We start from the raw sequence: 26474 nt of genomic DNA on the forward strand, positions 1-26474 counted from the left end.
TCCGGTCCCGTCCGGGTCGGTTGTACCGGCCGGGGTCGGAGCCCGCGCGGCTGGTCGTATACCTGCACGGCGGCGGCCCGTCCCCTGTGGTGCGCCCCGACCCTAGGCTCGCCCCGTGGCGGACGAACAGGACGTGCGGCGGATCGCGCTCGCCCTCGACGGCGTCGTCGAGAACCCGAGTGAGGGGTTCGACTTCCGGGTGCGCGGCAAGGGCTTCGTGTGGTCCTGGCCGGAGCGGGTGCCCGGGAGACGACGGGTGATCAGGACCGACGTCGCCGTGCTGTACGTCGGCGACGAGGCGGAGAAGCAGGCCCTGCTGCTCGGCGAGCCCGACCTGTTCTTCACCGACGCCGGGCACGCGCCGTGGCCCCTGGTGCTCGTCCGCCTGGACCAGGTGGACGACGACCGGCTGGCCGAGCTGGTCGGTGACGCGTGGCACATGCGCGTCGACGAGGCCGGGCGGGGATAACGTGGCGGACATGGCCATTGTGAAGATCAACGCGATCGAGGTCCCGGAGAACGCGGGCCCCGAGCTGGAGAAGCGGTTCGCGAACCGCCTGCACGCCGTCGACGGGCAGCCCGGCTTCCTCGGGTTCGAGCTGCTGCGCCCCGTCTCCGGCGACGACCGGTACTTCGTCGTCACCCGCTGGGAGACCGAGGCCGACTTCCAGGCGTGGCGCGAGGGCCCGGCCGCCGAGGCGCACGCCGGCCAGCGCTCGCCGCAGCCGGTCGCCAAGGGCGCGTCGCTGCTGGAGTTCGAGGTCGTCGACCTGCAGCAGATCGCGGCGGGGTCCTGATCGACGCCCGCGAGGTCGCCGCGGCCTTCTCCGACGAGATCGCCGCGGCGGCCCGCCTGGTCCGCGACGCGGGCGCGCTGCTCATCACCGCCGGCGCCGGGATGGGTGTCGACTCCGGGCTGCCGGACTTCCGCGGCGGCGAGGGCTTCTGGCGGGCCTACCCGCCCTACGCCCGGCTAGGCCTGCGTTTCGAGGAACTCGCCGACCCGGAGCACTTCGCCGACGACCCGGCACTGGCCTGGGGTTTCTACGGCCACCGCCTACACCTCTACCGGGACACCGTGCCGCACCCCGGTTTCGCGGTACTGCGCCGCTGGGCCGGCCGGGTGCCCTCGAACGTGTTCACCTCGAACGTCGACGGCCAGTTCCAGCGGGCCGGCTTCGCCCCGGACGACGTCGCCGAGGTGCACGGCTCCATCCACCATCTCCAGTGCCTGCGGCTCTGCGGTCACGGCGTGTGGCCCGCCGACGGCGTCGAGGTGCACGTCGACGAGGCCACGATGCGTGCCGTCGGCGAACTGCCCCGCTGCCCGGGCTGCGGCGGCACCGCCCGTCCGGCGATCCTGATGTTCGGCGACGGCGGCTGGGACGACGCGCACGCCGCGACGGCGCTGCAGCGGCACGTGGACTGGCTGGCGGCGCACCGGACCGGTGTGGTCGTCGTCGAGCTGGGGGCTGGCGGTGCGCTGCCCACGGTGCGTCGCCGCTCGGAGCTGGCCTCGGCCGCGACCGGCGCGCTGGTGCGGATCAATGTCCGCGAGCCGCAGGTGCGCCACGGTCGCGGGGTCGGCATCGCGGCCCCCGCGGCCGCGACCCTCGCCGCGATCGACGCCGCCCTCTGAGCCGACCCGCCCCGCGCACCTGCGTGCCGCGGGGCGGGGCAGGGCTCAGGAGGGAACGGCCTTCTGGTCCGGGACAACGATCGCGGGCAGGTCGGCGAGGCCGGCCAGCGCCGCGTCGTGGACCTCGGATGCCGGGACGGTGCCGTGCACGCCGGGCAGGGCCCGGGTGGCCGTGGCCGCCGCGACGACGGTCGGCACGTAGCCGCCGGAGAACGCGCTGCGCGCGGTGGAGTTCACGCACATGTGCGTCATGAACCCGGCGAGCACCAGGTCCTGGTAGCCCTCCAGCAGTTCCGCCAGCCCGGTGTGGACGAACGCGCTGGGGAAGTTCTTGGTCACCACGGCCTCGCCGTCACGCGGGACGACCGAGTCGTGGATGGCGCCGATCGGCGCGGTGACGTCGTACGGGCTGCCCTCGCCGGCGTCGTGCCGGACGTGGATGATCCGGGACCCGGCGGAGCGGGCGCGGTCGAGCAGCTCGGCCGCCTCCCCGAGGGCCGGCTCGACGTTCTCCAGCCGCATCACGCCCTCGGTGTAGGTGTTCTGCAGGTCGATCATGATGAGTGCGGATCGGGACAGCGGGGCCGGTTCCGCCGGCAGGCCCATCAGTCCGCGCAGGGTGTGCGTCATCGGTGCTCCTCGGGCGGGGACGACCACGGCCCGGGACGGTCGTCCCGGGCCGTGGAGGGGGTGGTCAGTCCTGCATCGCCCGGTACTCGTCGTCGGTGAACAGCCGCGAGCGGATCAGGAACCGGACGCCCTCCGGCGCCTCGACCGAGAACCCGCTGCCGCGCCCCTTGACGACATCGACCGTGAGATGCGTGTGCTTCCAGTACTCGTACTGCGACGCCGACATCCAGAAACCGATCGGCCGGTCCACACCCTCGACGACCAGGTCGCCGAGGTGGACGTCCGACCCGCCCGTCCGGAAGTCCCCGTCCGGGTAGCACATGGGGGCGCTGCCGTCGCAGCACCCACCGGACTGGTGGAACATCAGCGGGCCGTGCAGGTCGGTGAGTTTCACGAGCAGATCGGCGGCGGCCGGCGTCAGCGTCACCCGCTCGGTCGGGGTGACGCCGACGTCCGGCTCACCCATCAGAAGAAGCCCAGCGCGTTCGGCGAGTAGCTCTGCAGGATGTTCTTCGTCTGCTGGTAGTGGTCCAGCATCATCTTGTGGTTCTCGCGCCCGATACCGGACTGCTTGTAGCCACCGAAGGCCGCGTGCGCCGGGTAGGCGTGGTAGTTGTTCACCCACACCCGGCCGGCCTGGATCTCGCGGCCCGCGCGGTAGGTGGTGTTCGCGTCGCGGCTCCACACTCCGGCGCCGAGACCGTAGAGCGTGTCGTTGGCGATCTTCATGGCGTCGTCGTAGTCGCTGAAGCGCGCGACCGACACGACCGGGCCGAAGATCTCCTCCTGGAAGATCCGCATCTGGTTGTTGCCCTCGAACACGGTCGGCTTGATGTAGTAGCCGCCCGCGAGGTCGCCGCCCAGCTCGGCCTTCTCACCACCGGCGAGGACCTTGGCTCCCTCCTGCCGGCCGATGTCGATGTAGGAGAGGATCTTCTCGAACTGGTCGTTCGAGGCCTGCGCACCCATCATGACGTCGGTGTCGAGCGGGTTGCCCTGCTTGATCTGCTCGACGCGCTTGACGGCCTGCTCGATGAACTCGTCGTAGATGCCGCCCTGGACGAGGGCGCGCGACGGGCAGGTGCAGATCTCGCCCTGGTTGAGGGCGAACATCGCGAAGCCCTCGAGCGCCTTGTCGTAGAACGCGTCCTGCTGCGAGGCGACGTCGTCGAAGAAGATGTTGGGGCTCTTGCCGCCGAGCTCCAGGGTGACCGGGATCAGGTTCTCCGAGGCGTACTGCATGATCAGCCGGCCGGTGGTGGTCTCACCGGTGAAGGCGATCTTGCGGATGCGCTTGTTCGACGCCAGCGGCTTGCCGGCCTCGACACCGAAGCCGTTGACGACGTTCAGCACGCCCGGCGGGAGCAGGTCGGCGACCAGCTCGAGCAGCACGTGGATCGAGACCGGGGTCTGCTCGGCCGGCTTCAGGACGATCGCGTTGCCGGCGGCGAGCGCGGGGGCGAGCTTCCAGATCGCCATCAGGATCGGGAAGTTCCACGGGATGATCTGGCCGACGACGCCCAGCGGCTCGTGGAAGTGGTAGGCGATGGTGTCGGCGTCGATCTCCGACGACGTGCCCTCCTGCGCCCGGATCGCACCGGCGAAGTAGCGCAGGTGGTCGACGGCGAGCGGGATGTCGGCGGCGAGGGTCTCGCGGCAGGCCTTGCCGTTGTCCCAGGACTCGGCGATGGCGATCAGCTCGAGGTTGGCCTCGACCCGGTCGGCGATCTTGTTCAGGATGTTCGCGCGCTCACCGGCGGAGGTCTTCCCCCACGCCGGGGCGGCGGCGTGCGCGGCGTCGAGCGCCTTCTCGACGTCCTCCGCGGTGCCCCGGGCGACCTCGGTGAAGTTCTCACCGGTGATCGGGGTCGGGTTCTCGAAGTACTGGCCCTTCACCGGAGCGACGTACTCGCCGCCGATGAAGTGCTCGTAGCGCGGCTTGAAGGAGACGACGCTGCCCGGCTGACCGGGGTTGGCGTAGACGGCCATGAATGTTCCTTCCCTGAGGTGCTTCGTCGAACCGAGGGCGCGGTGCGGAACGCACGTTGCGCGTGACCGCCGACACTAGGAAGGTGGGGGTTGCACGGAAGTTGCACGCAGATGCGGAACCTGACCCTCCGGTGAGTACCGACGACGCGGATTCGACTCAGGTAAGGCAAAGCTGACCGTAAGGTGAGGACGTGGCTGCGCAGCACGCGGATCGCCGGGTGTACGAGCGGGCGCGCGACGCCGTGCTCGGCGGCTCCTGTGCGCGCGGCGCCGGGGTCCGGCCCGAGGTCCGCGCCTCCTGGGCCCGCTCGCTGGCCGCGGCGGTCGACCCGGAACGCTCCCGTCCCCCGCACGACTACGACCGCGCCGAGCTCACCGACCGGCGGGCGGCGCACCCCCTCGCGTCCGTGCTGCCGGTGCTGCGCGACACCCTCACCGACGCCGCCGAACAGGCGCGGCACATGATGATCGTGACCGACGGGCAGGGGCGGATCCTCTGGCGCGAGGGCGCCCGCGCGGTGCTGACCCGGGCCGAGCGGGTCGACCTGGTGGAGGGCACCCGGTGGAGCGAGGACGCCGTCGGGACCAACGCGATGGGCACCGCGCTGGCCGGCGCCGCGCCGGTCCGCATCCACTCCGCCGAGCACCTGGTCAGCGCCTACCACCCGTGGACCTGCGCGGCCGCCCCGGTGCACGACCCGGCGACCGGACGGGTGGTGGGCACCGTCGACGTCACCGGGCCGGAGGAGAGCTTCCACCCGACGACGCTGGCGCTGGTCACCGCGGCCGCGCGCCTGGCCGAGCACCGATTGCTGGCCATCGCCGAGGCCCACGACCGGCGGCTGCGCGAGGAGTACTGGCCGCACCTGACCCGGCTCGGCGGCACCCCGGGCGCGCTGTTGTCCGCGCACGGGCGGGTGCTGGCCGCGTCGCCGGGCAGCGAGTTCCCGGAGCGGATCGCCCTGCCCGACGGCGGGGACCGGGTCGTCGTCGACGGCGTCGCGGTCGGCGGCGTGCCGCTGGGCGGCGGGCCCGTCGCGGGCGTGCTGGAGCCACTGGGCGAGGGCTGGCTGCTGCGGCTGCCCGCGGGCGGACCCGTCCGGACGGCCCTGACGCTGCCGCTGCTCGGGGCGCGTACCCCCGTCGTCGCCCGCCGGGACGGGCGCCCGGTGCGCCTGGGCCTGCGGCACGCCGAGGTCCTCGCGCTGCTGGCGCTGCATCCGGAGGGGCTGACCGCCGACCAGCTCGCCGCCGCCCTCTACGGCGACGGCGGCCGCGCCATCACCGTGCGCGCCGAGGTCCACCGGCTGCGCCGCGCCGTCGGTGAGGACACCGTGCGCACCCAGCCCTACCGGCTCGTCGCCGACCTCGACGCCGACTTCCTGCGGCTGCGCGCGGCGCTGCGGGAGGGCCGGATCCGCGACGCCGCGGCCGAGGCCGCCCGCGGGCCGCTGCTGCCGACCTCGGACGCACCGGAGATCCGCCGGGCCCGCGAACAGCTCGCCGTCGCCGTCCGGTCGGCGCTGCTGCGGGCCGACGACCCGGACGCGCTGTGGACCCTGGTCCGGTCCGGCCGGGGCGACGGCACCGACGACGAGGAGCTACGCCACCGGCTGCGGGCGCTGCTGCCGTCGTCGGACCCGCGGCGCGACGAGCTCGGCTGAGCGCTCAGTCCGGGTCGGTGTGGTCGGGGATGCCGTCGTCGTCGGAGTCGGGCAGCCGCGGATCCTCCTCACCGGCACGCACCGCCTCCAGCTGCGCGGACAGCGCCACTCCGGCCAGCAACGCGACCCCGCTGATGTTCGCCCAGATCAGCAGGGCCATCACCGCCGTCAGCGGACCGTAGGTCTCACCGAAGGTGTCCGCGACGGCGACGTAGAGACCCAGCAGCCCGGACGCGACCAGCCACAGCAGCACCGTGACCGCGGCGCCGGCCCCCAGCCAGGACAGCCCCGGCTGGCGACGACGCGGCGCGAACCGCAGCAGCACCGTCACCGCGACGACGAGCAGCGCCAGCCCGACCGGCCAGCGCACGACGTCCCACACCGTCTCGGCGACCGCACCCCACCGGTACACCTCGCGCACCGCGTCCCCGAACGGCTCCCCCGCCACGATCAGCAGCAGCCCGGTCGCCATGGCCACGCCCGCGGTGGCGGTCAGCGCCGCGGCACGCGCGTACTTGGCGAGCGCGGGCCGGTCCCGCTCGGTGCCGTAGATCCGGTTCGCGCCCCGCTCCAGCTGCGCGAACGCCGAGGTCGCCGCGGCGAACGCGGTGAGCAGGCCGAGCGCGAGGACCAGCTCACCGCGTTCCCCGGTGGGGGTGTCGTCCCGCTCGGCCTGCTCACCGGGGTCGTCCGGGTCGGCCTCCCCCGCTCCGGCACCGCGGACGGCCTCGGCGACCAGCTCGTCGCTGGTCCCGGGGGACAGCGCCAGCACCGTGCGGGCGACGACCTCCGAGGCGCCCTCGGCGCCCGCCGCGGCGGACAGCCCGACCCCGGCGATGATCAGCGGGACGGCGGCGAGCGCCAGCTGCAGGCCGAACGCGCGGGCGTGGGAGAAGCCGTCGCCGTAGCGGAAGCGCAGGAAGCCCGCGGACAGCAGGTGCCCGAGGCCGTAGCGGCGCAGCGTGTGGGCGGCGTCGTCGGCGGAGAGCTCCTCGCCGGTCATCAGCCGGGTCTCGGGGACCGGGCGCACCGAGCTCATGCGCAGAACCTAGCTGTACCCGGTCATGACGTTGGTGCCAGTCGGCTGGTCGGTGGGAGCCCGCCGAGCGCGCTGTGGCGTCGTCGAGTGTTGTAGTGCTCGATCCAGGGGGCAAGCGCTGCGGTGCGTTCGGCGTTGCTGGTGAAGACCTGCCGGTAGGCCCACTCGGTGGCCAGGGTCCGATTGAGACGTTCGACCTTGCCGTTCTGCCAGGGGCAGTGCGGCTTGATGAACACCTGCCGGGCCCCGAGGTCGGCGACCACTGACCGTAGGGACCACTTGTAGGCCCAGGCGTTGTCGGTCATGACCCGTTCGATCCTGGTGATGCCGTGTCTGGCGAAGTAGCCCGCGGCCCGGGCGAGGAACCCGGCGCAGGTGGTGCCCTTCTCGTCGGTCAGGACCTCGGAGTAGGCCAGCCGGGAGTGGTCATCGACCAGCGAGTGGATGTAGTCGAACCCGACTCTGGTCGAACGGTCGCGAGTGGCGTCGCGGCTGGCGCGGCCGTGCGCGCGCCAGCCGCCGCCGTCGGGGATGCGTCCGATCTTCTTGACGTCCATGTGTACCAGCTCGCCGGGGCGGGCGCGTTCGTAGCGCACCGCGGTGGTCTTGCTGGCGCGGATGCGCTCACCGGTGAGCGGGTCGAGTTCACGCAGGTAGGGGACGTGGTGGCGGCGCAGGATCCGCGACACCGTGCGTGGGGTGAGGCCGAGTTCGGGGCCGATCTCATCGGGCCCACGACGGTCGCGGGCGCGCACGGCCAGCACGCGAGCCTCGGTGTCGGCCGTGGTGCGAGTTGGGCAGCGATGCGGGCGCGAGGACCGGTCGTGCAGGCCGTTCTCGCCTTCGGCGCGGTAGCGGGCGACCCAGCGGCCGGCGCACTGGCGCGAGACCCCCATCTCCGCCGCGACGTGGGCACGAGGACGTCCCTGACGCACGATCCGGTCGACCAGCAGGACCCGGCCGTGGAACGTCAGGCGGGCATTACGGTGGGCCACGAGAGCCTCCAGGTGGTGTGGGTCCTAGACAAGCCACACCCCACCTGGGGGCTCTCCTCACGATCAACGACTCGCGACTGCGTGTCGCGACATCCGCACCGTCACCAACCTCCTGGCCGGGTACACCTAGCCGCAGGCGGAAAGAATGACGCTCGTGGACACCCCGGCACGGACCGACCGCTTCGACGAGCTGGTGGAGCGCGCCCGGGCGCTCGCCGCCGGACGACGACGGGCGGTGCTCGGCATCGCGGGGGCCCCCGGGGCCGGGAAGACGACCGTCGCGCTGGCCCTGGTCCGGGCGCTCGCCGCCACGCCCCCGGACGGGCTCGGCCCCGGCTGGGTCGCCCACGTCCCGATGGACGGCTTCCATCTCGCCGACGTCGAGCTGGACCGGCTGGGCCGCCGTCATCGCAAGGGCGCCCCGGACACCTTCGACGCCGACGGCTACGCCGCGCTGCTCGCCCGGCTGCGGCTCACCCCCGACGACGGCGCGGGCCCGGTGTACGCCCCGGCGTTCGACCGGGAGATCGAGCAGCCCGTCGCCGGGTCGGTCCCGGTGCACCCGGAGTGCCGGCTCGTGGTCAGCGAGGGCAACTACCTGCTCCTCGGCACGCCCCGCTGGCGGGCGGTGCGGGCCGGGTTCGACGCCGTGTGGTTCCACGAGACCGACGAGGCGCTCCGGCTGGAGCGCCTGGTCGCGCGGCACGTGCATTTCGGCAAGACGCCCGAGGCCGCCCGGGCCTGGGTGGAACGGACCGACGAGCCGAACGCCCGGCTCGTCGAGGCCTCGCGGGACCGGGCCGACCTGGTCGTCGCGCTGCCCGACCACGCCCCCGGCCCGCTCCCAGGGGAACCTTCGTAGCGCTCTACGCCTCGAAGGTTCCCCTGGGGGCCACCGGGCCGGGGCCGGAACCGGGCTCCGGACCGACGACGGCGGGCCGCCCCGGGAACTCCCGGGACGGCCCGCCGTCGTCATGCGTGGGTCTGTCTCACTCCTCGCCGGCCAGCGCGGTGGGCGGGGAGTCCGGCACCGGCTCGGACGGCTTGCGCTCACCACGGAAGGTGAACTTGGCCTTGTCCGACCAGGCGTTGGAGCCCTCCTCCGCGGAGGTGTCGAGGCCCTCGACGTCGACGATGACGATCTGCCCGGCCTCGATCTCGCCGAACAGGATCTTCTCCGACAGCTGGTCCTCGATCTCCCGCTGGATCGTCCGGCGCAGCGGCCGGGCGCCCAGGACCGGGTCGAACCCGCGGTGGGCCAGCAGCTTCTTGGCGTTGTCGGTGAGCTCGATGCCCATGTCCTTGTTCGCCAGCTGCTTCTCCACCCGCCCGATCATCAGGTCGACCATCTGGATGATCTGTTCCTGGTTGAGCTGGTGGAAGACGATGATGTCGTCGATGCGGTTGAGGAACTCCGGCCTGAAGTGCTTCTTCAGCTCGTCGTTGACCTTCGTCTTCATCCGCTCGTAGTTCGACTTCTCGTCGCCACCGGAGGAGAATCCCAGTCCCACGGCCTTCGAGATGTCCTGGGTGCCCAGGTTCGAGGTGAAGATCAGCACGGTGTTCTTGAAGTCGACCGTGCGGCCCTGACCGTCGGTGAGACGGCCGTCCTCGAGCACCTGCAGGAGCGTGTTGTAGATCTCCTGGTGCGCCTTCTCGATCTCGTCGAACAGCACCACCGAGAACGGCTTGCGCCGCACCTTCTCGGTGAGCTGGCCGCCCTCCTCGTAGCCGACGTACCCGGGAGGGGCACCGAACAGCCGCGAGGCGGTGTAGCGGTCGTGGAACTCACCCATGTCGATCTGGATGAGGGCGTCGTCCTCGCCGAACAGGAAGTTCGCGAGCGCCTTGGACAGCTCGGTCTTACCGACACCGGACGGGCCGGCGAAGATGAACGAGCCGGACGGGCGCTTCGGATCCTTCAGACCGGCGCGGGTACGACGGATCGCCTGCGAGACGGAGCGGACGGCGTCCTCCTGGCCGATGATCCGCTTGTGGACCTCGTCCTCCATCTTGAGCAGACGGGTCGTCTCCTCCTCGGTCAGCTTGAACACCGGGATGCCGGTCCAGTTCCCCAGCACCTCGGCGATCTGCTCGCCGTCGACCTCCGCGACGACGTCGAGGTCGCCCGACTTCCACTGCTTCTCGCGCTCGGCCTTCTCGCCGAGCAGGGTCTTCTCCTGGTCGCGCAGGTGCGCGGCCCGCTCGAAGTCCTGCGCGTCGATCGCCGACTCCTTGTCCCGGCGGACGTTCGCGATCTTCTCGTCGAACTCCCGCAGGTCCGGCGGAGCCGTCATCCGGCGGATGCGCATCCGGGCGCCGGCCTCGTCGATCAGGTCGATCGCCTTGTCCGGCAGGAAGCGGTCGTTGATGTAGCGGTCGGCCAGCGTCGCGGCCGAGGCCAGTGCGTCGTCGGTGATCGTGACGCGGTGGTGCGCCTCGTACCGGTCACGCAGACCACGAAGGATCTCGATCGTGTGCTCGACCGACGGCTCGGACACCTGGATCGGCTGGAAGCGGCGCTCCAGCGCGGGGTCCTTCTCGACGTACTTGCGGTACTCGTCGAGCGTCGTCGCACCGATGGTCTGCAGCTCGCCGCGGGCCAGCATCGGCTTGAGGATCGAGGCGGCGTCGATCGCGCCCTCGGCGGCACCCGCACCCACCAGGGTGTGGATCTCGTCGATGAACAGGATGATGTCGCCGCGGGTGCGGATCTCCTTGAGCACCTTCTTGAGGCGCTCCTCGAAGTCACCGCGGTAGCGGGAACCGGCGACCAGCGAGCCCAGGTCGAGGGTGTAGAGCTGCTTGTCCTTCAGCGTCTCCGGGACCTCGCCCTTGACGATCGCCTGGCCGAGGCCCTCGACGGCGGCGGTCTTGCCGACGCCGGCCTCGCCGATCAGCACCGGGTTGTTCTTGGTCCTCCGCGAGAGGACCTGCATGATCCGCTCGATCTCCTTCTCCCGGCCGATGACCGGGTCCAGCTTGCCCTCACGGGCCTGCTGGGTGAGGTTGCGACCGAACTGGTCCAGCACCAGCGACGAGGACGGCGTGCCCTCGCCACGGCCACCGGTGCCGCTCTCCTGCGGCTCCTTGCCCTGGTAGCCGGACAGCAGCTGGAGCACCTGCTGACGGACACGGTTGAGGTCGGCGCCCAGCTTGACCAGCACCTGGGCCGCGACGCCCTCGCCCTCGCGGATGAGGCCGAGCAGGATGTGCTCGGTCCCGATGTAGTTGTGGCCGAGCTGCAGCGCCTCGCGCAGCGACAGCTCCAGCACCTTCTTCGCCCGGGGGGTGAAGGGGATGTGCCCGGACGGGGCCTGCTGCCCCTGGCCGATGATCTCCTCGACCTGCTGTCGCACGCCCTCCAGAGCGATACCGAGGGACTCGAGCGCCTTCGCGGCGACGCCCTCTCCCTCGTGGATCAGGCCAAGGAGGATGTGCTCGGTCCCGATGTAGTTGTGGTTGAGCATCCGGGCCTCTTCCTGGGCCAGGACGACAACACGTCGCGCTCGGTCGGTGAACCTCTCGAACAATTCGCACTCCTTGCCTGCTGCGCCTCACTGACGGCGCGACCAGCATCTCCGTACGGTCCGGGCTCGCCCGAACCGACACTGCGCCCTCGCGTGACACCGCGCCAGGCCACCCTCGCGGGAGACCACATATCACTGTATCGGTCGAAGGGGCCCCGGCGCCTCCACCTGACGTGCACCGGGGTACGTGCCCGCAGTAACACGGGTGACACCTGCCGTGTTCCCGACGGACGTCAGCCGGTCGCGGCAGCGGCCTCCTCGCGCTCCCGCTCGGCCGCCTTGAACTGCCGGAACCCCTCCTCGTCGCGCCCGCGGCGCCAGTACCCGGAGATCGACAGGTCGTCCTTGGCGACGCCGCGCTCGCGGGTGAGATGCCTGCGGAGTTCGCGCACGGCGATCGCCTCACCGTGCACGAAGGCGTGCACGCGCCCGGGGAGGAACTCCAGACCCGCGACGACGGCGGGCAGCTGCTCCGAGTCCGGGTCGCCCCCGGCGTCGGTGCGGTACAGCCACCGCACGTCCACCCCGGGGCCCGTCGGCACGTCGATCTCGTCGCCGGGACCGTCCACCTGCAGGACGGCGACGACCGGCCGCCCGGCCGGGATCCGCTCGAGCGCGGCGCAGATCGCGGGCAACGCGGCCTCGTCGCCGACGAGCAGGTGCCAGTCGGCGTCCGGGTCCGGTGCGTAGGCGCCGCCCGGGCCGAGCATCCGCAGCCGGTCGCCCGGGCGGGCGGCGGCCGCCCACGGGCCGGCGAGGCCGGTGTCGCCGTGGTGGACGAAGTCGATGACGAGCTCGCCTGCGGCGTGGTCGAGCGAGCGGACGGTGTAGGTCCGCTGGGCGGGCCACCGGTCGCGCGGCAGCTCGGCGTGCACCCGGTCCATGTCCAGCGGCTCGGGGTACTCGACGCCGGGGAGCGGGAAGAGGATCTTGACGTAGCGGTCGGTGTACTCCGTGACGGGGAACGCGGCCAGGCCGTCGCCACCGGCGACGACGCGCACCATGTGCGGGCTCAGGCGTTCGGTGCGGAGCACCCGGAGATCGGTGACGGGGCGGGCCATCAGGCTGCCTCCCAACGACGAGAGGGGAAGGGGCCGTCGCGACGGTACCCCTCCCCCGCCCCGCCGGGTAAGGCAGACCTTAGTTCTCCTGGTGGTAGGCCTCGAGCACCTCGGCCGGGATGCGGCCGCGGTCCGAGACCTTCATCCCGCGGTTGCGGGCCCACTCGCGGATCGCCTGGTTCTGCTCGCGGTCGACCGACGGGCGGCGGGCCGCCCCGCCCGACGAGCCGCTGCTGCGCCGGCGGGCCGCTCCACCGGCGCGACGGGCGGCCGCGACGTAGTCGGCGAGCACGTCGCGCAGCTTCTTCGCATTCCCGTCGGACAGGTCGATCTCGTAGTTGCGTCCGTCGAGACCGAACTCGATCGTCTCGTCCGCCGCGTCACCGGTCAGATCGTCGACGAGCCGGACTTCCTTGATCTGCGCCATCTCCGCAGCCTCCCTGAATGGCCGAACACGTTCATGATGAGGGACCGGGGCGGACATCGGCGACTGCGCGATGCAATAGCAGGACGCAATATGAGGCCACCGGGTACCGGTTCCGACTCGAATCCGAGAGTATCCGAGAAATGTTCGTGTCGTCGACCTGGGTACGGCGAAATACGGCGAACCGAGTTCGACACCACTCGTACGGGTCCGCCAAACACGACGCCCCCGGTCGCTCTTCGCGGCCGGGGACGTCGTCGGATGTGCGTTCGGAACCGGTTCAGGACTCGCCGCGGACCAGCGGGAACAGGATCGTCTCGCGGATTCCGAGGCCGGTCAGCGTCATCAGGAGACGGTCGATACCCATTCCCATCCCACCGGTGGGCGGCATGCCGTACTCCATGGCGCGCAGGAAGTCCTCGTCGAGCTGCATGGCCTCCGGGTCGCCCGCCGCGGCCTTGAGCGACTGGGCGTGCAGGCGTTCCCGCTGCTCGACCGGGTCCACCAGCTCGGAGTAGGCCGTGGCCAGCTCCACGCCGAAGACGATGAGGTCCCAGGACTCCGACAGCCGCGGGTCGTCGCGGTGCGCCCGGGTCAGCGGCCGCACCTCGACCGGGAAGTCGCGCACGAAGGTCGGCTCGTGCAGGGTGTGCTCGACCAGCTTCTCGAACAACTCCAGCACGATCTGTGCGGCCGTCGGGTAATCGGTGATGTCGACGTCGTGGGCGTGCGCGATCCGCTGCAGTTCCGACAGTTCCGTGTCCGGCGTCACGTCCCGCCCGACGGCCTCGGACACCGATCCGTAGATGGTCACCGATCGCCACTCGCCACCGAGATCGTGCTCGGTGCCGTCGTGGTGGCGCACCGTGGTGGAACCGAACAGCGCCTGCGCCGAGGACTGGATCAGCTCCCGGGTCAGAACCGCCATGTCGTCGTAGGTCGCGTAGGCCTGGTAGGCCTCCAGCATCGCGAACTCCGGGGAATGCGTGGAGTCGATGCCCTCGTTCCGGAACACCCGGTTCAGCTCGAAGACGCGCTCGATACCACCGACCACGCAACGCTTCAGGAACAGCTCCGGTGCGATCCGCAGATACAGATCGGAGTCGAGTGCGTTCGCGTGCGTCACGAACGGACGCGCAGTGGCACCGCCGTGCAGGTTCTGCAGCATCGGCGTCTCGACCTCGATGAAGTCGCGGCCGGTGAGCGACTCGCGGACGGTCCGCAGCACGGTGGACCGCGCGCGCACGGTCTCGCGGGCCTGCGGGCGCAGGATGAGGTCGACGTAGCGCTGCCGGACCCGGTTCTCCTCGGAGAGCTCCTTGTGCGCGGTCGGCAGCGGCCGGACCGACTTCGCGGCGACCGACCACTCGTCGACCATCACCGAGAGCTCGCCCCGTCGCGAGGTGATGACCTCACCGCGCACCGCGACGAAGTCACCCATGTCGACGACGGCCTTCCAGCCGGCCAGCGCCTCGGCCCCGACCCGGTCGAGCGAGAGCATGGCCTGCAGCTCGGTGCCGTCGCCCTCGCGCAGCGTCGCGAAGCACAGCTTGCCGGTGTTCCGCACGAAGATCACCCGGCCGGCGACGGCCACGGTCTCGCCCGTCGCGGTGTCCGCGGGCAGGTCCGGGTGGGCGTCGCGGACCTGGCGCAGCGAGTGCGTGCGGGGGACCTCGACGGGGTACGGGTCGGTGCCCGCGGCGATCAGCTCCGCGCGCTTGGCCCGGCGCACCCGCATCTGCTCGGGGAGGTCGGCCTCGGTCGCCGGGTCGGACGGTGTGCCGGGAGTGTTCACGGCAGGTCAGGCTATCGGCGGTACCCGGGAGCGCCCGTCGTCACCCCCCCACCTCCGCGGCGAGGCATCGCGCGGTGGCCGGCCACCGGCCTACCGTGCGGAGGTGCCCGACGACGAGGTGGACCGCGGCCGCACGTTCGGTGCCGTCGCCCGCGCCTACGACGACCACCGCCCCGCCTACCCCGACGCCGCCGTCGACGCGGCGCTGGCCGGGACCGCGGAGCGGCCCCGCGTGCTCGACCTGGGCGCGGGGACCGGGAAGCTGACGCGCGTCCTGACCGCCCGCGGGCTTGACGTCGTCGCAGTGGAGCCGGACCCAGCGATGCTCGCGGTGCTGCGCGAGCGCTCCCCCGGCGTCGAGGCCCGGACCGGGTCCGCGGAACGCATCCCGCTGCCCGACGGCCACCTCGATGCCGTCCTGGTCGGGCAGGCGCTGCACTGGTTCGACCTCGACCGGGCCGCCCCGGAGATGGCGCGGGTGCTGCGGCCCGGCGGCGTGCTGGCCGGGCTGTGGAACGGCGGGGACGACGACGTCGCCTGGATCCGCGAGTTCGGCGAGCTCACCGTGCGCGGGCGGCGTGTGCCCGGCGACCCGGCCGGTGGCGGCGGCGCGACGCCGCACCCGGGCTCCCCCTGGTTCGTCGACGACGGGGAGGAGCGCGTCACCTGGGGCCGCCTGACCACCGTCGACGAGCACCTCGCCGACATCGCCACGCACTCCTGGGCGCTGCTGAGCACCCCGCAGGACCGGGACGCGGTGTTCGCCGCCGCCCGGGAGTTCCTGACCGGGCGGGTCGCCGGCCCCGACGGCCGCTTCACCATGCCGATGCGCACGATCGTGCGGCGGTCCCGCAGGCTCTGAGCCCGGCCGGCGGGCGCGGTCCACGGGGCCGGTCAGCGGGGCCGGTCAGCGGGGCCGGTGGTGGCGCAGGTGGGTCAGCCGCAGCCCGTGCAGCGTCAGGTCCGGGACGTGGTGGGTGACGGTGTCGGCACGGCCGTGGACGAGCTCCGCGAGCCCGCCGGTGACGATCACGGTGACCGGCAGCGCGTCCGGGCCCAGCTCGGCGAGGATGCGGCGGACCAGCCCGTCGACCTGCCCGGCGGCGCCGTAGAGCACCCCGGCCTGGACGGCCTCGACCGTCGTCCGGCCGATCACCGAGCGCGGCTCGACCAGGTCCACCGGCCGCAGCGACGACGCCCGCTCGGCCAGCGCCTGCATCGCGATGTCGATGCCCGGGGCCAGGGCCCCGCCGAGGAACTCGCCCTTCGCGGTGACCACGTCGATGTTCGTGCAGGTCCCGAGGTCGACGCAGATGCAGGTGGTGCCGAACAGGTGGTGCGCGGCGAGCGAGTTCACGACCCGGTCCGCGCCCACCTCGCGCGGGTGGTCCACCAGCAGCGGCACGCCCGTCCGCACCCCCGGCCCGACGACGAGCGTGCGCATCCGGTCCGACCAGCGCGAGAGGAGCGTGCGCAGCTCCCGCGACGGCCCGGGCACCGTGGACAGCGCGGCGACCGCGGTGACCTCGGGGAAGTGCGCGCCGAGCATCCCGGTGACGGTCAGGTCCAGCTCGTCGGCGGTGGCGCTGGTGTCGGTGCGCAGCCGCCAGCGCCGCTCCGGCTCCGGGTCGAGCGCCTCCGCACCCGTCCCGGTGTCGGGGTAGAGCCCCAGCGAGACGTGGGTGTTCCCGACGTCGATGCAGAGCAGCACCGTGTCGTCCTCAGCGGGCCGCGCTGGTCAGCAGGCCCGAGCCCTCCGGGGCGTGTCCCGGGTCGGCGCCCAGGTCGGCGATCCGGTTGTCGGCGTCGACGAAGACGACGCGCGGGCTGTAGCCGCGCAGCTCGGCCTCGTCGTAGGAGCCGTAGGAGATCAGGATGACCAGGTCACCGGGGTGCACCAGGTGCGCGGCGGCGCCGTTGATGCCGATCACCCCGGAGCCGGGCTCGCCGGTGATCACGTAGGTCTCCAGGCGGGCACCGTTGGTGATGTCGACGATGCTGACCTGTTCGCCCTCGATCAGGTCGGCGGCCGCCATGAGGTCGGCGTCGACGGTGACCGAGCCGACGTAGTGCAGGTCGGCCTGCGTCACGGTGGCGCGGTGGATCTTGGACTTCATCATCGTGCGGTTCACGGCGGTTCTCCTCGGGACGCGGTCAGAACGCGATGGGGGCGTTGTCGATCAGGCGGGTGGCGCCGACCCGGGCGGCGACGAGCAGGCGGCCGTCCCCGGCGCCCGGGGCGGGGGCCGGTCCGAGGTCGGTGTCGCGCAGCTCGAGGTAGTCGACGTCGACCTCCGGCTCGGTCGCCAGCTCGGCGCGGGCGGCGTCCAGCACGGCGTCGTGCCCGCGGACCGACACCGCGGCCCCGGCCGCGAGCGCGCGCGACAGCACGGCGGCGGCGCGGCGCTGCCCGGGGTCGAGGTAGACGTTGCGCGAGGACAGGGCCAGGCCGTCGTCCTCGCGGACGGTCGGGACGCCCACGACCCGGGTCGGGAAGTCCAGGTCGCGCACCATCCGGCGGATCAGCGTCAGCTGCTGGTAGTCCTTCTCGCCGAACAGCGCGACGTCCGGGCCGACGATGTGGAACAGCTTGGACACGACGGTCAGGACGCCGTCGAAGTGGCCTTTCCGGGAGGCACCCTCCAGCTCGTCGCCGAGCGGCCCGGCGGTGACGCGGGTCTGCGAGCCCGGCGGGTACATGTGCTCGACCTGCGGGGTGAACACCAGCTCGACGCCCTCGTCGCGGCAGGCGTCCAGGTCGGCCTCGATCGGGCGCGGGTAGCGGTCCAGGTCCTCGCCCGCGCCGAACTGCAGCGGGTTCACGAAGATCGACACGACCGGGACGACGGCGCCGGGGATCCGCTTCGCGTGCCGGATCAGCTCGCGGTGGCCCTCGTGCAGGGCGCCCATCGTGGGGATGAGGACGACCTTGCGGCCCGCACCGCGCAGCGCGCGGGTGACCGCGGCGAGCTTCGCCGGGTCGGCGTGCACGGTCAGCCGGCCGGTGCCGTAGCCGTTCCGGGTGGAGCCGGGGGTGCTCACTTCTCCTCCAGTGCGGTCTCGATGTCGCGGACGCCGTCGGGGCCGAGGAGCCCGGCGGCGGCGGCGCGGTGGGCGGTGCGCCCGGCCAGCGCCCGGTAGACGGCGGCCAGGTCGGCGTCGGCGTCGCCGATGTGCTCCAGGTGGGTCCGGACGGTGCCGGCGTCGCCGCGGGCGACCGGTCCGGTCAGCGCGCGGTCGCCGTGGCGCAGCGCGTTGTCCAGCGCGGCCGACAGCAGCGGCGCGACGAGCCGCTCCGCGGGCCGGATGCCGGCGGTCTCCAGCAGCTGCACGCAGTCCCCGACCAGGGTGGTGAGGTGGTTGGCGCCGTGGGCGAGCGCGGCGTGGTAGAGCGGGCGCATCGCCTCGGGGATGCGGACGGGCTCGGCCGACATCTCCAGCACGAGTGCCTCGGCGACGCTCCAGCCGACGGCGTCGCGCGGGTCGCCGTGCTCCGGGTCGCCGGGGGCGGTGACGCCGATGCAGCAGGCGGCAAGCCGGTCGACGTCCTCGGGGCGGCCGGTCACCGTCATCGCCGGGTGCAGCGCCAGCGGCAGCACACCCCGCTCCGTCGCCGGGTCCAGCACCGCGACGCCGCGCGACCCCGCCGTGTGGACGGCGATCTGGCCCGGGCGGAAGCATCCGGCGGCGGCGAGGCCACGGACCAGGCCGGGCAGCACGTCGTCGGGGACGGCGAGCAGGACCAGGTCGGCGCGCGAGCAGACCTCGTCCGGCGGGAGCAGGGGGACGTCGGGCAGCAGGGTCACCGCCCGGCGCACCGAGGCCTGCGAGACCCCGGAGGCGGCGACGACGTGGTGGCCCGCGCGGGCGAGCGCGGCGCCCAGCACCGCACCGACCCGACCGGCCGAGACCACCCCGACCGCGAGCCGCGCGGGGCGACCGCCATCGATCGCAGAGTCCATCACGAGAATCCGTTTCCTCCCGTTCCGGTCCTGGTGGGGTACCGGTCGGGCAATCCGCGGGTGGCGCGACCTCCGGTGGCCGCGCGCCGGACGCGAGGGTAGACGGGCGCCGGGTGGCGGGGCGTGCTCCTGAGACCGGCCTCACCCCCGGCCCCGCCGGTGATCGACGGTTGTGGAGATCAGCGCCCGCCTCGCGAACGCTCCGCTCCACAACCGGTGATCATGGAACGGGGTGGGGGCGGGCGGTCCCCGGCGCCCCGGATCGGCCCGGGTCAACGGGCGGCGGGACGGTCCGGGTCGTCGTCGGGGCGGAGCATCGGGCGGGTGGGGCCGGGGTCGGACGGGTTGTCGTGGTGGCGGCCGCGGGGCTCGGCGGCGGGTGGTTCCGGACGGCGGACGGCCCGGGTGAGGTGCTCGTCGCCTCCCCCCGGGGCGGATCCGGCGGCGCCGGGGGCCGTGGGGCCCTGCGCCGGCGAGGCGGACGGTGCCGGACCGGACACCGGGGAACCGGGCGGCTGGTGCCCGGGCTGCTGGTGCCCGGGTGACGGCGAGCCCGCCCCCCGGCCACCGGGGACCGGACCGGGCCCGGCACCCGGCTCGCCGGGACGTCGGGCAGGCTCCTGCGGACGGCCGGGTACGCCCGGGCCGTCGGAGCGGGCCTCGGGATCGGCCGACCCCGGACCGCGCGGGCCGGCGGGACGGGCGACGCCGGGCGGTCCCGGGGTGTACGGGGCGGGTGTCCGCGGCGCACCCGACCACGGAGCGACCCGCGGTCCCTCGGGGCGCCCCCAGGGCGCCGCGGTCATGAGCGTGTCCGGGCCGGGCGGGAGCGGCGGCACGGCGGGCCCCGCGGAGGCGGACGCGCCGCCGCCGTCGGGGAAGGTCGGGATCCGGAACTGGCCGGAGAAGCTGCCGTCCGGCGCGGCCGGGGGCGGCGGCTCCCAGTCCGACGGACGCTTCCGCGCCCAGGCCGCGACCAGCGCCTCCGGCACCCCGACGGCGACGGCGCGGGCCCGCAGCACCGCGGCCAGCTTCTCGTCGTGCAGGGCGTGGGCGCTCTCCTTCACCGCGCCGCGCGCGATCCGGTTCCGCATGAACGCCAGCTCGGTGACCGCGGACTGGTACTCGGCGACGGCCTTCGCCGCCGCCGGGCCGGAGCGGCGCCGCACCAGCGTGCGCCAGCCCTTCCGCCGGGACAGCCGGGCCAGCAGGGTCACCTCGCTCGGCGCGATCCAGCCCGCGGCGGCGAAGCCGGGCAGCTGCGCGGCGACGATCCGCGCCTCGCGGCGACGGGCGAACACCACGAGCAGGATCAGCCCGACGAAGATCGGGACCATCACGAACAGGTAGATCTGGAAGAAGCCGCCCGGCGTCGCGGCCAGCACCGACGCGCCGTTCCACAGCGCGTGCAGCACCACCGCGGCGACGTAGCCGGCGATCATCGCCAGCACCCGCACCCCGATGCTGCGGCTGGCCACCGCGATCCCGGCGGCGATGCCGATCATGCAGGTGAACAGCGGGTGCGCGAACGGCGAGGCGACGCCGCGGACGAACAGCGTCGCGAGCACGCCGGCCGACTCCGGCTCGGACACCGCGCGCCCGAGGTAGAGGATGTTCTCGCTGAACGCGAACCCGGCGGCGACGATCCCGGCGTAGACGACGCCGTCGACGATCCCGTCGAACTCGCGGCGCCGGAACAGCAGCAGCCCGACCAGGAACAGGCCCTTGGTGAACTCCTCGACGACCGGGGCGACCACGACCGGGCCGAACAGGTCGCCCGCGCCGCGCCCGGCGGCCGCGTCGAGCACCGCCGAGGCGCTCGTGTTGATCAGCAGGGCGACCAGCGCGGCGAACCCGGCGCCCCAGAGGAACGCGCCCATCAGCATCCGCGGCGGCTCGGGCTCCCAGCGGTCCACCCAGAGGAACGCCGCCACCACCGGCACGACCGGCAGCAGCGCGGCCAGGGTCCCGACGATCACACCCGGCGTCCCGATCGCGCGTTGCAGCACCCCGATCGTGATCACCGCGAGCAGGGCCAGCACCACCAGGCCGACGACCGGCAGCAGCACGCCCCGTCGCTTGGCGGACGGCGCCGGCACCGGTGTGTACGGGCGGCCGAGCGTCGGGGACGTCATGACCGTCCAGCGTAGAGAACCGGCCCCGCCCGCGCGGGGGGACGCGCCTCAGGTCGAGCGGATCCCACCGTCGGTGTCGTCCGGGTCGTCGGGGGCACGGCAGCAGTACTCCAGCCAGAACGCGGCGCCGATCAGCAGCAGCGCGCTGACCACGCCGATCGCGGCGACGACGCTGTCCCGGAACGCGGCCACCACGACCGCGGCCCGCGGCAGCGTGTGCATCAGCACGCCCACCCACAGCCCGGCGACCACCGCGCCGCCGACCGCGGAGGCCTTGGCGAGCAGCACCGCCCGGGCCGCGACGAGCGGCGGTACCGGGACGGCCCCGTTCCGCCGCTCGATCCGGCGCCGCAGCACGACCCCGCCCGCGGCCTCGGCGGCGGCGAGGACCGTGACGACGACCGCCGCGGCGACCGGCAGCGTCGGCAGCGACCCGTAGGTCAGCTGGACGAGAATGTTGCCGAGCAGGGCCGCGACCACGGCGATCGCGGCGACGTCGCGGACCCGGGTCGGGCGCACGGTCGGGCGCGGGTCGCCGTCCGGGCCGCGGCCGGGGCGCCGTCCGCCCGGTCCGGGCGCGGTCATGCCGGGTCCCGCAGGACGACGTCGTCGCGGCGGTGCACACCGGCACGGCCGTCCGGGCCGAGCCGGTCCAGCAGGTCGGCGACCGGCCCGTGCCCGTGCAGGACCGCGCCGGGCTCGGCGAGCAGCCAGGGCAGCAGCACGGTGGCCCGGTCGGGGGTGCCCGGGTGCGGCAGGAGCAGCTCCGGGTCGTCGGAGGTGACCGGGGCGCCGTCGTCGGTCACCTGGACGACGTCGACGTCGAGGGTGCGCGGCCCCCACCGCTGCTCGCGGACCCGGCCCGAGGCGTCCTCGAGTGCCTGCCCACGGCGCAGCCAGCCCCACGCATCGAGCCCCGGGTCGTCCGCGACCAGCACCGCGTTGAGGAAGTCCGGCTGGTCGGTCACGCCCCACGGCGCCGTCTCGAACACCGGCGACACCGCCACGACGGCCGCCCCCAGGTCCGCGACGACCGTGCGCAGGTGCGCGGCCCGGTCGCCCAGGTTGGAGCCGAGGGACAGGACCGCGCGGGTCACGCCCGGCTCCGGGTCAGGACGACCGCGATGTCGTCGAAGGTCAGGGGGATCGGCGCCGACGGCTTGTGCAGCGTCACCTCGACGGCGGCGACCCGGGCGTCGTGGTCCAGTACGGCCTGCGCGATCTCCCCGGCGACGGCCTCGACGAGGTCCCGGGCCGGACCGCCGACGATGCCCGCGGCCAGCTCGGCGAGCTCGCCGTAGTGCAGCGTGTCGGCCAGGTCGTCCGAGGCGGCGGCGGGCGCGAGGTCGGCGTGCACCACCAGGTCGACGACGAACTCCTGGCCGTCGCGACGCTCGTGGTCGAACACGCCGTGGTTCCCGCGGACCCGCAGACCCCGGAGCTCGATCCGGTCGCTCACCGCCCGGTCTCCCGCGGGGTGCGGGCGCGCGAGGCGCCGAGCCGGCAGGCGGCGGCGACCGCGATGGCGTCCATCGTGGACTCGACGTCGTGCACCCGCACGCCCCACGCGCCCGCGTTGGCGGCGAGCGCGCTGACCGCGGCGGTCGCGATGTCGCGGCCCGGCGGGGTGCGCGGCTCGCCCTCGGCCGAGGCCAGGAGCTCGCCGAGGAACCGCTTGCGCGAGGCCCCGACCAGCACCGGGAAGCCCAGGTCGACGAACACGTCGAGCCGGCGCAGCAGCGCCCAGTTGTGCGCGGCGTTCTTGGCGAACCCGAGACCGGGGTCGAGCACGATGCGGCCGGGGTCGACCCCGGCCATCACGGCGTGGTCGACCCGGGCGACGAGCTCGGACCGGACCTCGCCGATCACGTCCTCGTAGCCCGCGAGCTGCTGCATGCCGGCGCTGTGCCCGCGCCAGTGCATGATCACCCAGGGCGTCCGCGACTCGGCGACGACCGCGGCCATCCGCGGGTCGGCCAGGCCGCCGGAGACGTCGTTGACCATCGCCGCACCGGCCTCGACGCAGGCCTGCGCGACCTCGGACCGGGTCGTGTCGACGCTGACCCGCACGCCCGCGGCGACGAGCTCGCGCACGACCGGCAGGACGCGGTCCCGCTCGGTCGCGGCGTCGATCCGCTGCGCCCCGGGCCGGGTCGACTCCCCGCCGACGTCGACGAGGTCGGCCCCGGCGTCGCGCATCGCGACGCCGTGCGCGACGGCGTGCGACCGGTCGACGTAGCGGCCGCCGTCGGAGAACGAGTCGGGGGTGACGTTCAGGATCCCCATGACCGCACAGCGGCCGAGCTCCGGCAACGCCCCGCCGGGGGCGACCACGTCAGCGCCCCCTGATCAGCGAGAGCGCCTCCGCGCGGGAGGTCGCCGAGCTCTTGAACAGCCCGCGCACCGCCGAGGTGGTGGTGCGCGACCCCGGCTTGCGGATGCCACGCATGGCCATGCACAGGTGCTCGGCCTCCAGCACGACGATCACCGCGCGCGGGTTCAGCTTGCGCACCAGGGCGTCGGCGATCTGCGCGGTCAGCCGCTCCTGGACCTGCGGGCGCTTGGCGTACAGGTCGACCACCCGGGCCAGCTTGGACAGGCCGGTGACCTGGCCGTCGACGGCCGGGATGTAGCCGACGTGGGCCACCCCGTGGAAGGGCACGAGGTGGTGCTCGCAGGTGGAGAACATCGGGATGTCCTTGACCAGCACGAGCTCGCCGTGGCCCTCGTCGAAGGTCTTCTCCAGCACCGTGTCCGGGTCGACGAACAGCCCGGCGAAGATCTCGCCGTAGGCGCGCGCGACCCGGGCCGGGGTCTCCTTGAGGCCCTCGCGGTCCGGGTTCTCCCCGACCGCGATCAGCAGCTCGCGGACGGCGCGCTCCGCACGGTCCAGGTCGACCCCGCCGGGTACGGCCCGGGTCACCCCGGCCGCCACCGCGGCGGACTCCACCGGTCCGGAGCGTCCGTCCGTCGTCGACGTGCTCAGTGTCCTGCCTCCGGGTCGTGTCCGCGTCGCTGCTCGCCGGCGCCGGGATCGTTCGCACCACCCGGCGCGCCGTTGCCGTGCGCGCCGTTGCCGTTGCCGCCGTCGCCCGGTCCGGGACCGGACCGGGGACCGCCCTGGGCGGGGCCCTGCGGCCCGCCCTGCTGCGGCGGCTGCGCCCAGTTCGGCGGCGGCCAGCTCTGCCCCTGCGGGGTGGTCGCGGGCCGCCAGTCCGGCGGGGCGCCGTAGTTCGGGGCGACGGCGGGCGGCGGGGGCTGTCCCGGTCCGCCGTAGGACCCGGCCCGGCCGTAGCCGTGGGCCGGGGCGCCGTGCCCGTTGCCGGGCGCGCCGTAGCCGTTCCCGTTCCCGTTGCCGCCGCCGTGCCCCTGGCCGCCGTCGCCGGGGCCGTAGCCGCCGTCGTTCGGGGCGTCCGGGCGGCTCGGGGCCGAGCCGCCCGCCGGGAACGGGGAGGCGCCGGGGGTGCCGGGCGCGTCGCCGTAGCCGTTGGCGGAGCCCGAGCCGACCTCGACCGGGGTGCGCTCGTCCTCCTTGGGCGGCAGGACCTCACCGCGCTCGTGCGCCAGCTCGCGCCGGGTCTTGATCGGCGGCTTCTCCGACGGCGTGCGCACGCCGAAGTCGTCGAACGCGGTGATCCGCGGCCGCTTCTCCACCGACCCGAAGATCCGCTCGAGGTCCTTGCGGTTCAGGGTCTCCTTGTCCAGGAGCTCCAGCACGAGGTCGTCGAGCACGTCGCGGTAGGTGTTGAGGATCTCCCACGCCTCGGTGTGCGCGGCCTCGATGAGCTTGCGCACCTCCTCGTCGATCTCGTGGGCGACCTCGAGCGAGTAGTCCGCCTGGTTGCCCATCGAGCGGCCGAGGAACGGGTCGCCCTGCTCGCGGCCGTAGCGGACGGCGCCGAGCTTGGCGCTCATGCCGTACTCGGTGACCATCGCGCGGGCGATCTTGGTGGCCTGGTCGATGTCGGAGGACGCGCCGGTCGTGGGCTCGTGGAAGACGAGCTCCTCGGCCGAGCGCCCACCCATCGCGAACACCAGCCGCGCGATCATCTCGGCGCGGGTCATGAGGCCCTTGTCGTCCTCCGGGACGACGAGCGCGTGCCCGCCGGTGCGCCCGCGCGGCAGGATCGTGAGCTTGTAGACCGGCTCCAGGTCCGGCATCGCCCACGCGGCCAGCGCGTGCCCGCCCTCGTGGTAGGCGGTGATCTTCCTCTCGCGCTCGGAAACGATCTTCGACTTGCGCTTCGGACCACCGACGACCCGGTCGACCGACTCCTCCAGCGCGGCGCCGTTGATGAGAGTCCCGTGCTCGCGGGCGGTCAGCAGCGCGGCCTCGTTGATCACGTTGGCCAGGTCGGCACCGGACATGCCCACGGTGCGCTTGGCCAGCGACTCGAGGTCGACGTCGTCGGCGAAGGGCTTGCCCTTGGAGTGCACCTTCAGGATCGCGCGACGGCCCGCCAGGTCGGGGGCGCCGACCGGGATCTGCCGGTCGAACCGGCCCGGGCGCAGCAGCGCCGGGTCCAGGATGTCCGGCCGGTTCGTCGCGGCGATCAGGATGATGCCGCCGCGGGCGTCGAAGCCGTCCATCTCGACGAGCAGCTGGTTCAGGGTCTGCTCGCGCTCGTCGTGCCCGCCACCGAGGCCGGCTCCGCGCTGGCGGCCGACCGCGTCGATCTCGTCGACGAAGATGATGCAGGGCGCGTTCTGCTTGGCCTGCTCGAACAGGTCGCGCACCCGGGAGGCACCGACACCGACGAACATCTCGACGAAGTCGGACCCGGAGATCGTGTAGAACGGCACGCCCGCCTCACCGGCGACCGCACGGGCCAGCAGCGTCTTGCCGGTGCCGGGCGGGCCGTAGAGCAGTACACCCTTGGGGATCTTCGCGCCCAGGGCCTGGTAGCGGCCCGGGTTCTGCAGGAAGTCCTTGATCTCGTAGAGCTCCTCGACCGCCTCGTCGGCGCCCGCCACGTCCGCGAACGTGTTCTTCGGCATGTCCTTGTTCAGCTGCTTGGCCTTGGACTTGCCGAAGCTCATGACCCGGTTCCCGCCGCCCTGGGCGTTGTTCAGGAACCAGAACAGCAGGATCAGGACCAGCGCCAGCGGGATCATCGTGATCAGCAGCGTGGAGAGGAAGGAGTCCTGGCGGACGACGGTGTCGTACTCGGCGATCCCGGGGACCTGGCGGACCTGGTCGAAGATCTGACCGGAGATCTGCGCGGGGTACTGGGTGAGGATCTGGGTCGTCTCGTTGCCGTTGACCTCGATCGGGCGGTCCAGCGTGAGGCGGAGCTGCTGCTCACGGTCCTCGACGAGGGCGTCCTTGACGTTCCCCGACTGCACCTGGGAGAGCGCGACCGACGTCGTGACCTCGGTGTATCCGCGGGTGTCGTCGAACAGCTGGCTGAACCCGAGATAGATCAGGAGTGCGACGAGGATCCAGATCAGCGGGTTGCGGAGCAGGCGCTTGCGGTCCATGCAACGTCGGCCTGGGTGGCCTTCACCTTCCCGGGAGTGGTTCTCGGCAGCGGCGGCGGACGGTGTACCGCCCCGCCGGAGGGCCCTGACCCGCCAGGATAGCCCCACGGTGGGTGGCGTGCTCCGGACG

General features: G+C 73.3%; 26 protein-coding genes. 6 read left to right on the forward strand and 20 right to left on the reverse strand.

Features of this window, described 5'->3' with window-relative positions; translation table 11 throughout:
* The first annotated feature begins 115 nt into the window (after window positions 1-115).
* The 3 genes from MTO91_RS25050 (at window position 116) to MTO91_RS25060 (ending at window position 1639) form a co-directional block, all read left to right on the forward strand.
* The gene (locus MTO91_RS25050) at window positions 116-469 is read left to right on the forward strand and encodes an MmcQ/YjbR family DNA-binding protein (protein WP_208826218.1); all 354 of its coding nucleotides are present in this window, start codon (window positions 116-118) and stop codon (window positions 467-469) included.
* A 10-nt stretch (window positions 470-479) separates the two neighbouring features.
* Complete coding sequence (locus MTO91_RS25055) at window positions 480-797, forward strand: antibiotic biosynthesis monooxygenase family protein (RefSeq protein ID WP_073576923.1); 318 nt, start codon at window positions 480-482, stop codon at window positions 795-797.
* 101 nt (window positions 798-898) lie between these two features.
* Window positions 899-1639: an SIR2 family NAD-dependent protein deacylase gene (locus MTO91_RS25060; RefSeq protein WP_179761642.1), complete on the forward strand. Its 741-nt coding sequence runs from the start codon at window positions 899-901 to the stop codon at window positions 1637-1639.
* Window positions 1640-1684: 45 nt separating this feature from the next.
* On the opposite strand, the gene MTO91_RS25065 is transcribed toward MTO91_RS25060, so the two are convergent.
* From MTO91_RS25065 to exaC, 3 genes are all read right to left on the reverse strand, one after another.
* Complete coding sequence (locus MTO91_RS25065; protein WP_405421211.1) at window positions 1685-2269, reverse strand: cysteine hydrolase family protein; 585 nt, start codon at window positions 2267-2269, stop codon at window positions 1685-1687.
* Window positions 2270-2333: 64 nt separating this feature from the next.
* Complete coding sequence (locus MTO91_RS25070) at window positions 2334-2735, reverse strand: DUF779 domain-containing protein (protein ID WP_179761640.1); 402 nt, start codon at window positions 2733-2735, stop codon at window positions 2334-2336.
* Window positions 2735-4258: an acetaldehyde dehydrogenase ExaC gene (gene exaC / locus MTO91_RS25075; RefSeq protein ID WP_405421209.1), complete on the reverse strand. Its 1524-nt coding sequence runs from the start codon at window positions 4256-4258 to the stop codon at window positions 2735-2737. Before exaC ends, MTO91_RS25070 begins: the two co-directional genes overlap by 1 nt.
* A gap of 191 nt (window positions 4259-4449) precedes the next feature.
* Here exaC and MTO91_RS25080 point away from each other — a divergent pair, with 191 nt between their 5' ends.
* Window positions 4450-5922 (forward strand): helix-turn-helix domain-containing protein, encoded by a 1473-nt coding sequence (locus MTO91_RS25080; protein WP_405421207.1) that lies wholly within the window; start codon window positions 4450-4452, stop codon window positions 5920-5922.
* Between the two features lie 4 nt (window positions 5923-5926).
* Here MTO91_RS25080 and MTO91_RS25085 read toward each other — a convergent pair whose 3' ends face one another.
* Entirely contained in the window at window positions 5927-6961 is a 1035-nt protein-coding gene (locus MTO91_RS25085) for a YihY/virulence factor BrkB family protein (protein WP_073576755.1), read from the reverse strand.
* A gap of 23 nt (window positions 6962-6984) precedes the next feature.
* On the reverse strand, window positions 6985-7956 hold the full coding sequence (locus MTO91_RS25090; protein ID WP_476651756.1) for an IS481 family transposase: 972 nt from the start codon (window positions 7954-7956) through the stop codon (window positions 6985-6987).
* A gap of 145 nt (window positions 7957-8101) precedes the next feature.
* Here MTO91_RS25090 and MTO91_RS25095 point away from each other — a divergent pair, with 145 nt between their 5' ends.
* Window positions 8102-8818 carry a nucleoside/nucleotide kinase family protein gene (locus MTO91_RS25095; RefSeq protein WP_476652995.1) on the forward strand — a complete coding sequence of 239 codons (717 nt, stop codon included), beginning with the start codon at window positions 8102-8104 and terminating at the stop codon, window positions 8816-8818.
* 127 nt (window positions 8819-8945) lie between these two features.
* On the opposite strand, the gene MTO91_RS25100 is transcribed toward MTO91_RS25095, so the two are convergent.
* The 4 genes from MTO91_RS25100 to lysS form a co-directional block, all read right to left on the reverse strand.
* Window positions 8946-11489 (reverse strand): ATP-dependent Clp protease ATP-binding subunit, encoded by a 2544-nt coding sequence (locus tag MTO91_RS25100; protein WP_062398450.1) that lies wholly within the window; start codon window positions 11487-11489, stop codon window positions 8946-8948.
* 230 nt (window positions 11490-11719) lie between these two features.
* Window positions 11720-12547: a siderophore-interacting protein gene (locus MTO91_RS25105; protein WP_405421203.1), complete on the reverse strand. Its 828-nt coding sequence runs from the start codon at window positions 12545-12547 to the stop codon at window positions 11720-11722.
* A 79-nt stretch (window positions 12548-12626) separates the two neighbouring features.
* Complete coding sequence (locus tag MTO91_RS25110; protein WP_073576759.1) at window positions 12627-12974, reverse strand: histone-like nucleoid-structuring protein Lsr2; 348 nt, start codon at window positions 12972-12974, stop codon at window positions 12627-12629.
* A 277-nt stretch (window positions 12975-13251) separates the two neighbouring features.
* Window positions 13252-14709 carry a lysine--tRNA ligase gene (gene lysS / locus MTO91_RS25115; RefSeq protein ID WP_208826244.1) on the reverse strand — a complete coding sequence of 486 codons (1458 nt, stop codon included), beginning with the start codon at window positions 14707-14709 and terminating at the stop codon, window positions 13252-13254.
* A gap of 160 nt (window positions 14710-14869) precedes the next feature.
* On the opposite strand from lysS, the gene MTO91_RS25120 reads away from it, so the two are divergent.
* Window positions 14870-15628 carry a class I SAM-dependent methyltransferase gene (locus tag MTO91_RS25120; RefSeq protein WP_405421201.1) on the forward strand — a complete coding sequence of 253 codons (759 nt, stop codon included), beginning with the start codon at window positions 14870-14872 and terminating at the stop codon, window positions 15626-15628.
* A 45-nt stretch (window positions 15629-15673) separates the two neighbouring features.
* Here the strand turns inward: MTO91_RS25120 and MTO91_RS25125 are convergent, their stop codons facing one another.
* The 11 genes from MTO91_RS25125 to ftsH all read right to left on the reverse strand — a co-directional run bounded on the left by MTO91_RS25125 (window position 15674) and on the right by ftsH (window position 26344).
* Window positions 15674-16477: a type III pantothenate kinase gene (locus tag MTO91_RS25125; protein ID WP_062398459.1), complete on the reverse strand. Its 804-nt coding sequence runs from the start codon at window positions 16475-16477 to the stop codon at window positions 15674-15676.
* 10 nt (window positions 16478-16487) lie between these two features.
* Window positions 16488-16898 (reverse strand): aspartate 1-decarboxylase, encoded by a 411-nt coding sequence (gene panD, locus MTO91_RS25130; protein WP_405421199.1) that lies wholly within the window; start codon window positions 16896-16898, stop codon window positions 16488-16490.
* A 22-nt stretch (window positions 16899-16920) separates the two neighbouring features.
* A complete protein-coding gene (panC, locus tag MTO91_RS25135; protein WP_208826237.1) occupies window positions 16921-17808 on the reverse strand; it encodes a pantoate--beta-alanine ligase in 888 nt (295 codons plus the stop codon).
* Complete coding sequence (locus MTO91_RS25140; protein WP_476652997.1) at window positions 17805-18728, reverse strand: Rossmann-like and DUF2520 domain-containing protein; 924 nt, start codon at window positions 18726-18728, stop codon at window positions 17805-17807. The genes panC and MTO91_RS25140 overlap by 4 nt, the downstream gene beginning before the upstream one ends.
* 272 nt (window positions 18729-19000) lie before the next feature.
* Window positions 19001-20863, reverse strand: coding sequence for a PrsW family intramembrane metalloprotease (locus MTO91_RS25145; protein WP_476652999.1), 1863 nt, complete (start codon window positions 20861-20863; stop codon window positions 19001-19003).
* Between the two features lie 48 nt (window positions 20864-20911).
* Window positions 20912-21448, reverse strand: a complete 537-nt coding sequence (locus MTO91_RS25150; RefSeq protein WP_357437068.1) for a DUF3180 domain-containing protein — start codon at window positions 21446-21448, stop codon at window positions 20912-20914.
* Window positions 21445-21960 (reverse strand): 2-amino-4-hydroxy-6-hydroxymethyldihydropteridine diphosphokinase, encoded by a 516-nt coding sequence (gene folK / locus MTO91_RS25155; RefSeq protein WP_357437070.1) that lies wholly within the window; start codon window positions 21958-21960, stop codon window positions 21445-21447. Before folK ends, MTO91_RS25150 begins: the two co-directional genes overlap by 4 nt.
* Window positions 21957-22322, reverse strand: coding sequence for a dihydroneopterin aldolase (folB, locus tag MTO91_RS25160; protein WP_405421195.1), 366 nt, complete (start codon window positions 22320-22322; stop codon window positions 21957-21959). Before folB ends, folK begins: the two co-directional genes overlap by 4 nt.
* Window positions 22319-23149 (reverse strand): dihydropteroate synthase, encoded by an 831-nt coding sequence (gene folP / locus MTO91_RS25165; RefSeq protein ID WP_208826391.1) that lies wholly within the window; start codon window positions 23147-23149, stop codon window positions 22319-22321. Before folP ends, folB begins: the two co-directional genes overlap by 4 nt.
* Before the next feature lie 49 nt (window positions 23150-23198).
* Window positions 23199-23813, reverse strand: coding sequence for a GTP cyclohydrolase I FolE (gene folE, locus MTO91_RS25170; RefSeq protein WP_373324043.1), 615 nt, complete (start codon window positions 23811-23813; stop codon window positions 23199-23201).
* A 32-nt stretch (window positions 23814-23845) separates the two neighbouring features.
* Window positions 23846-26344, reverse strand: a complete 2499-nt coding sequence (gene ftsH / locus MTO91_RS25175; RefSeq protein ID WP_476653000.1) for an ATP-dependent zinc metalloprotease FtsH — start codon at window positions 26342-26344, stop codon at window positions 23846-23848.
* Window positions 26345-26474 lie beyond the last annotated feature (130 nt).

It is taken from the genome of Pseudonocardia sp. 2-7, assembly GCF_056341085.1.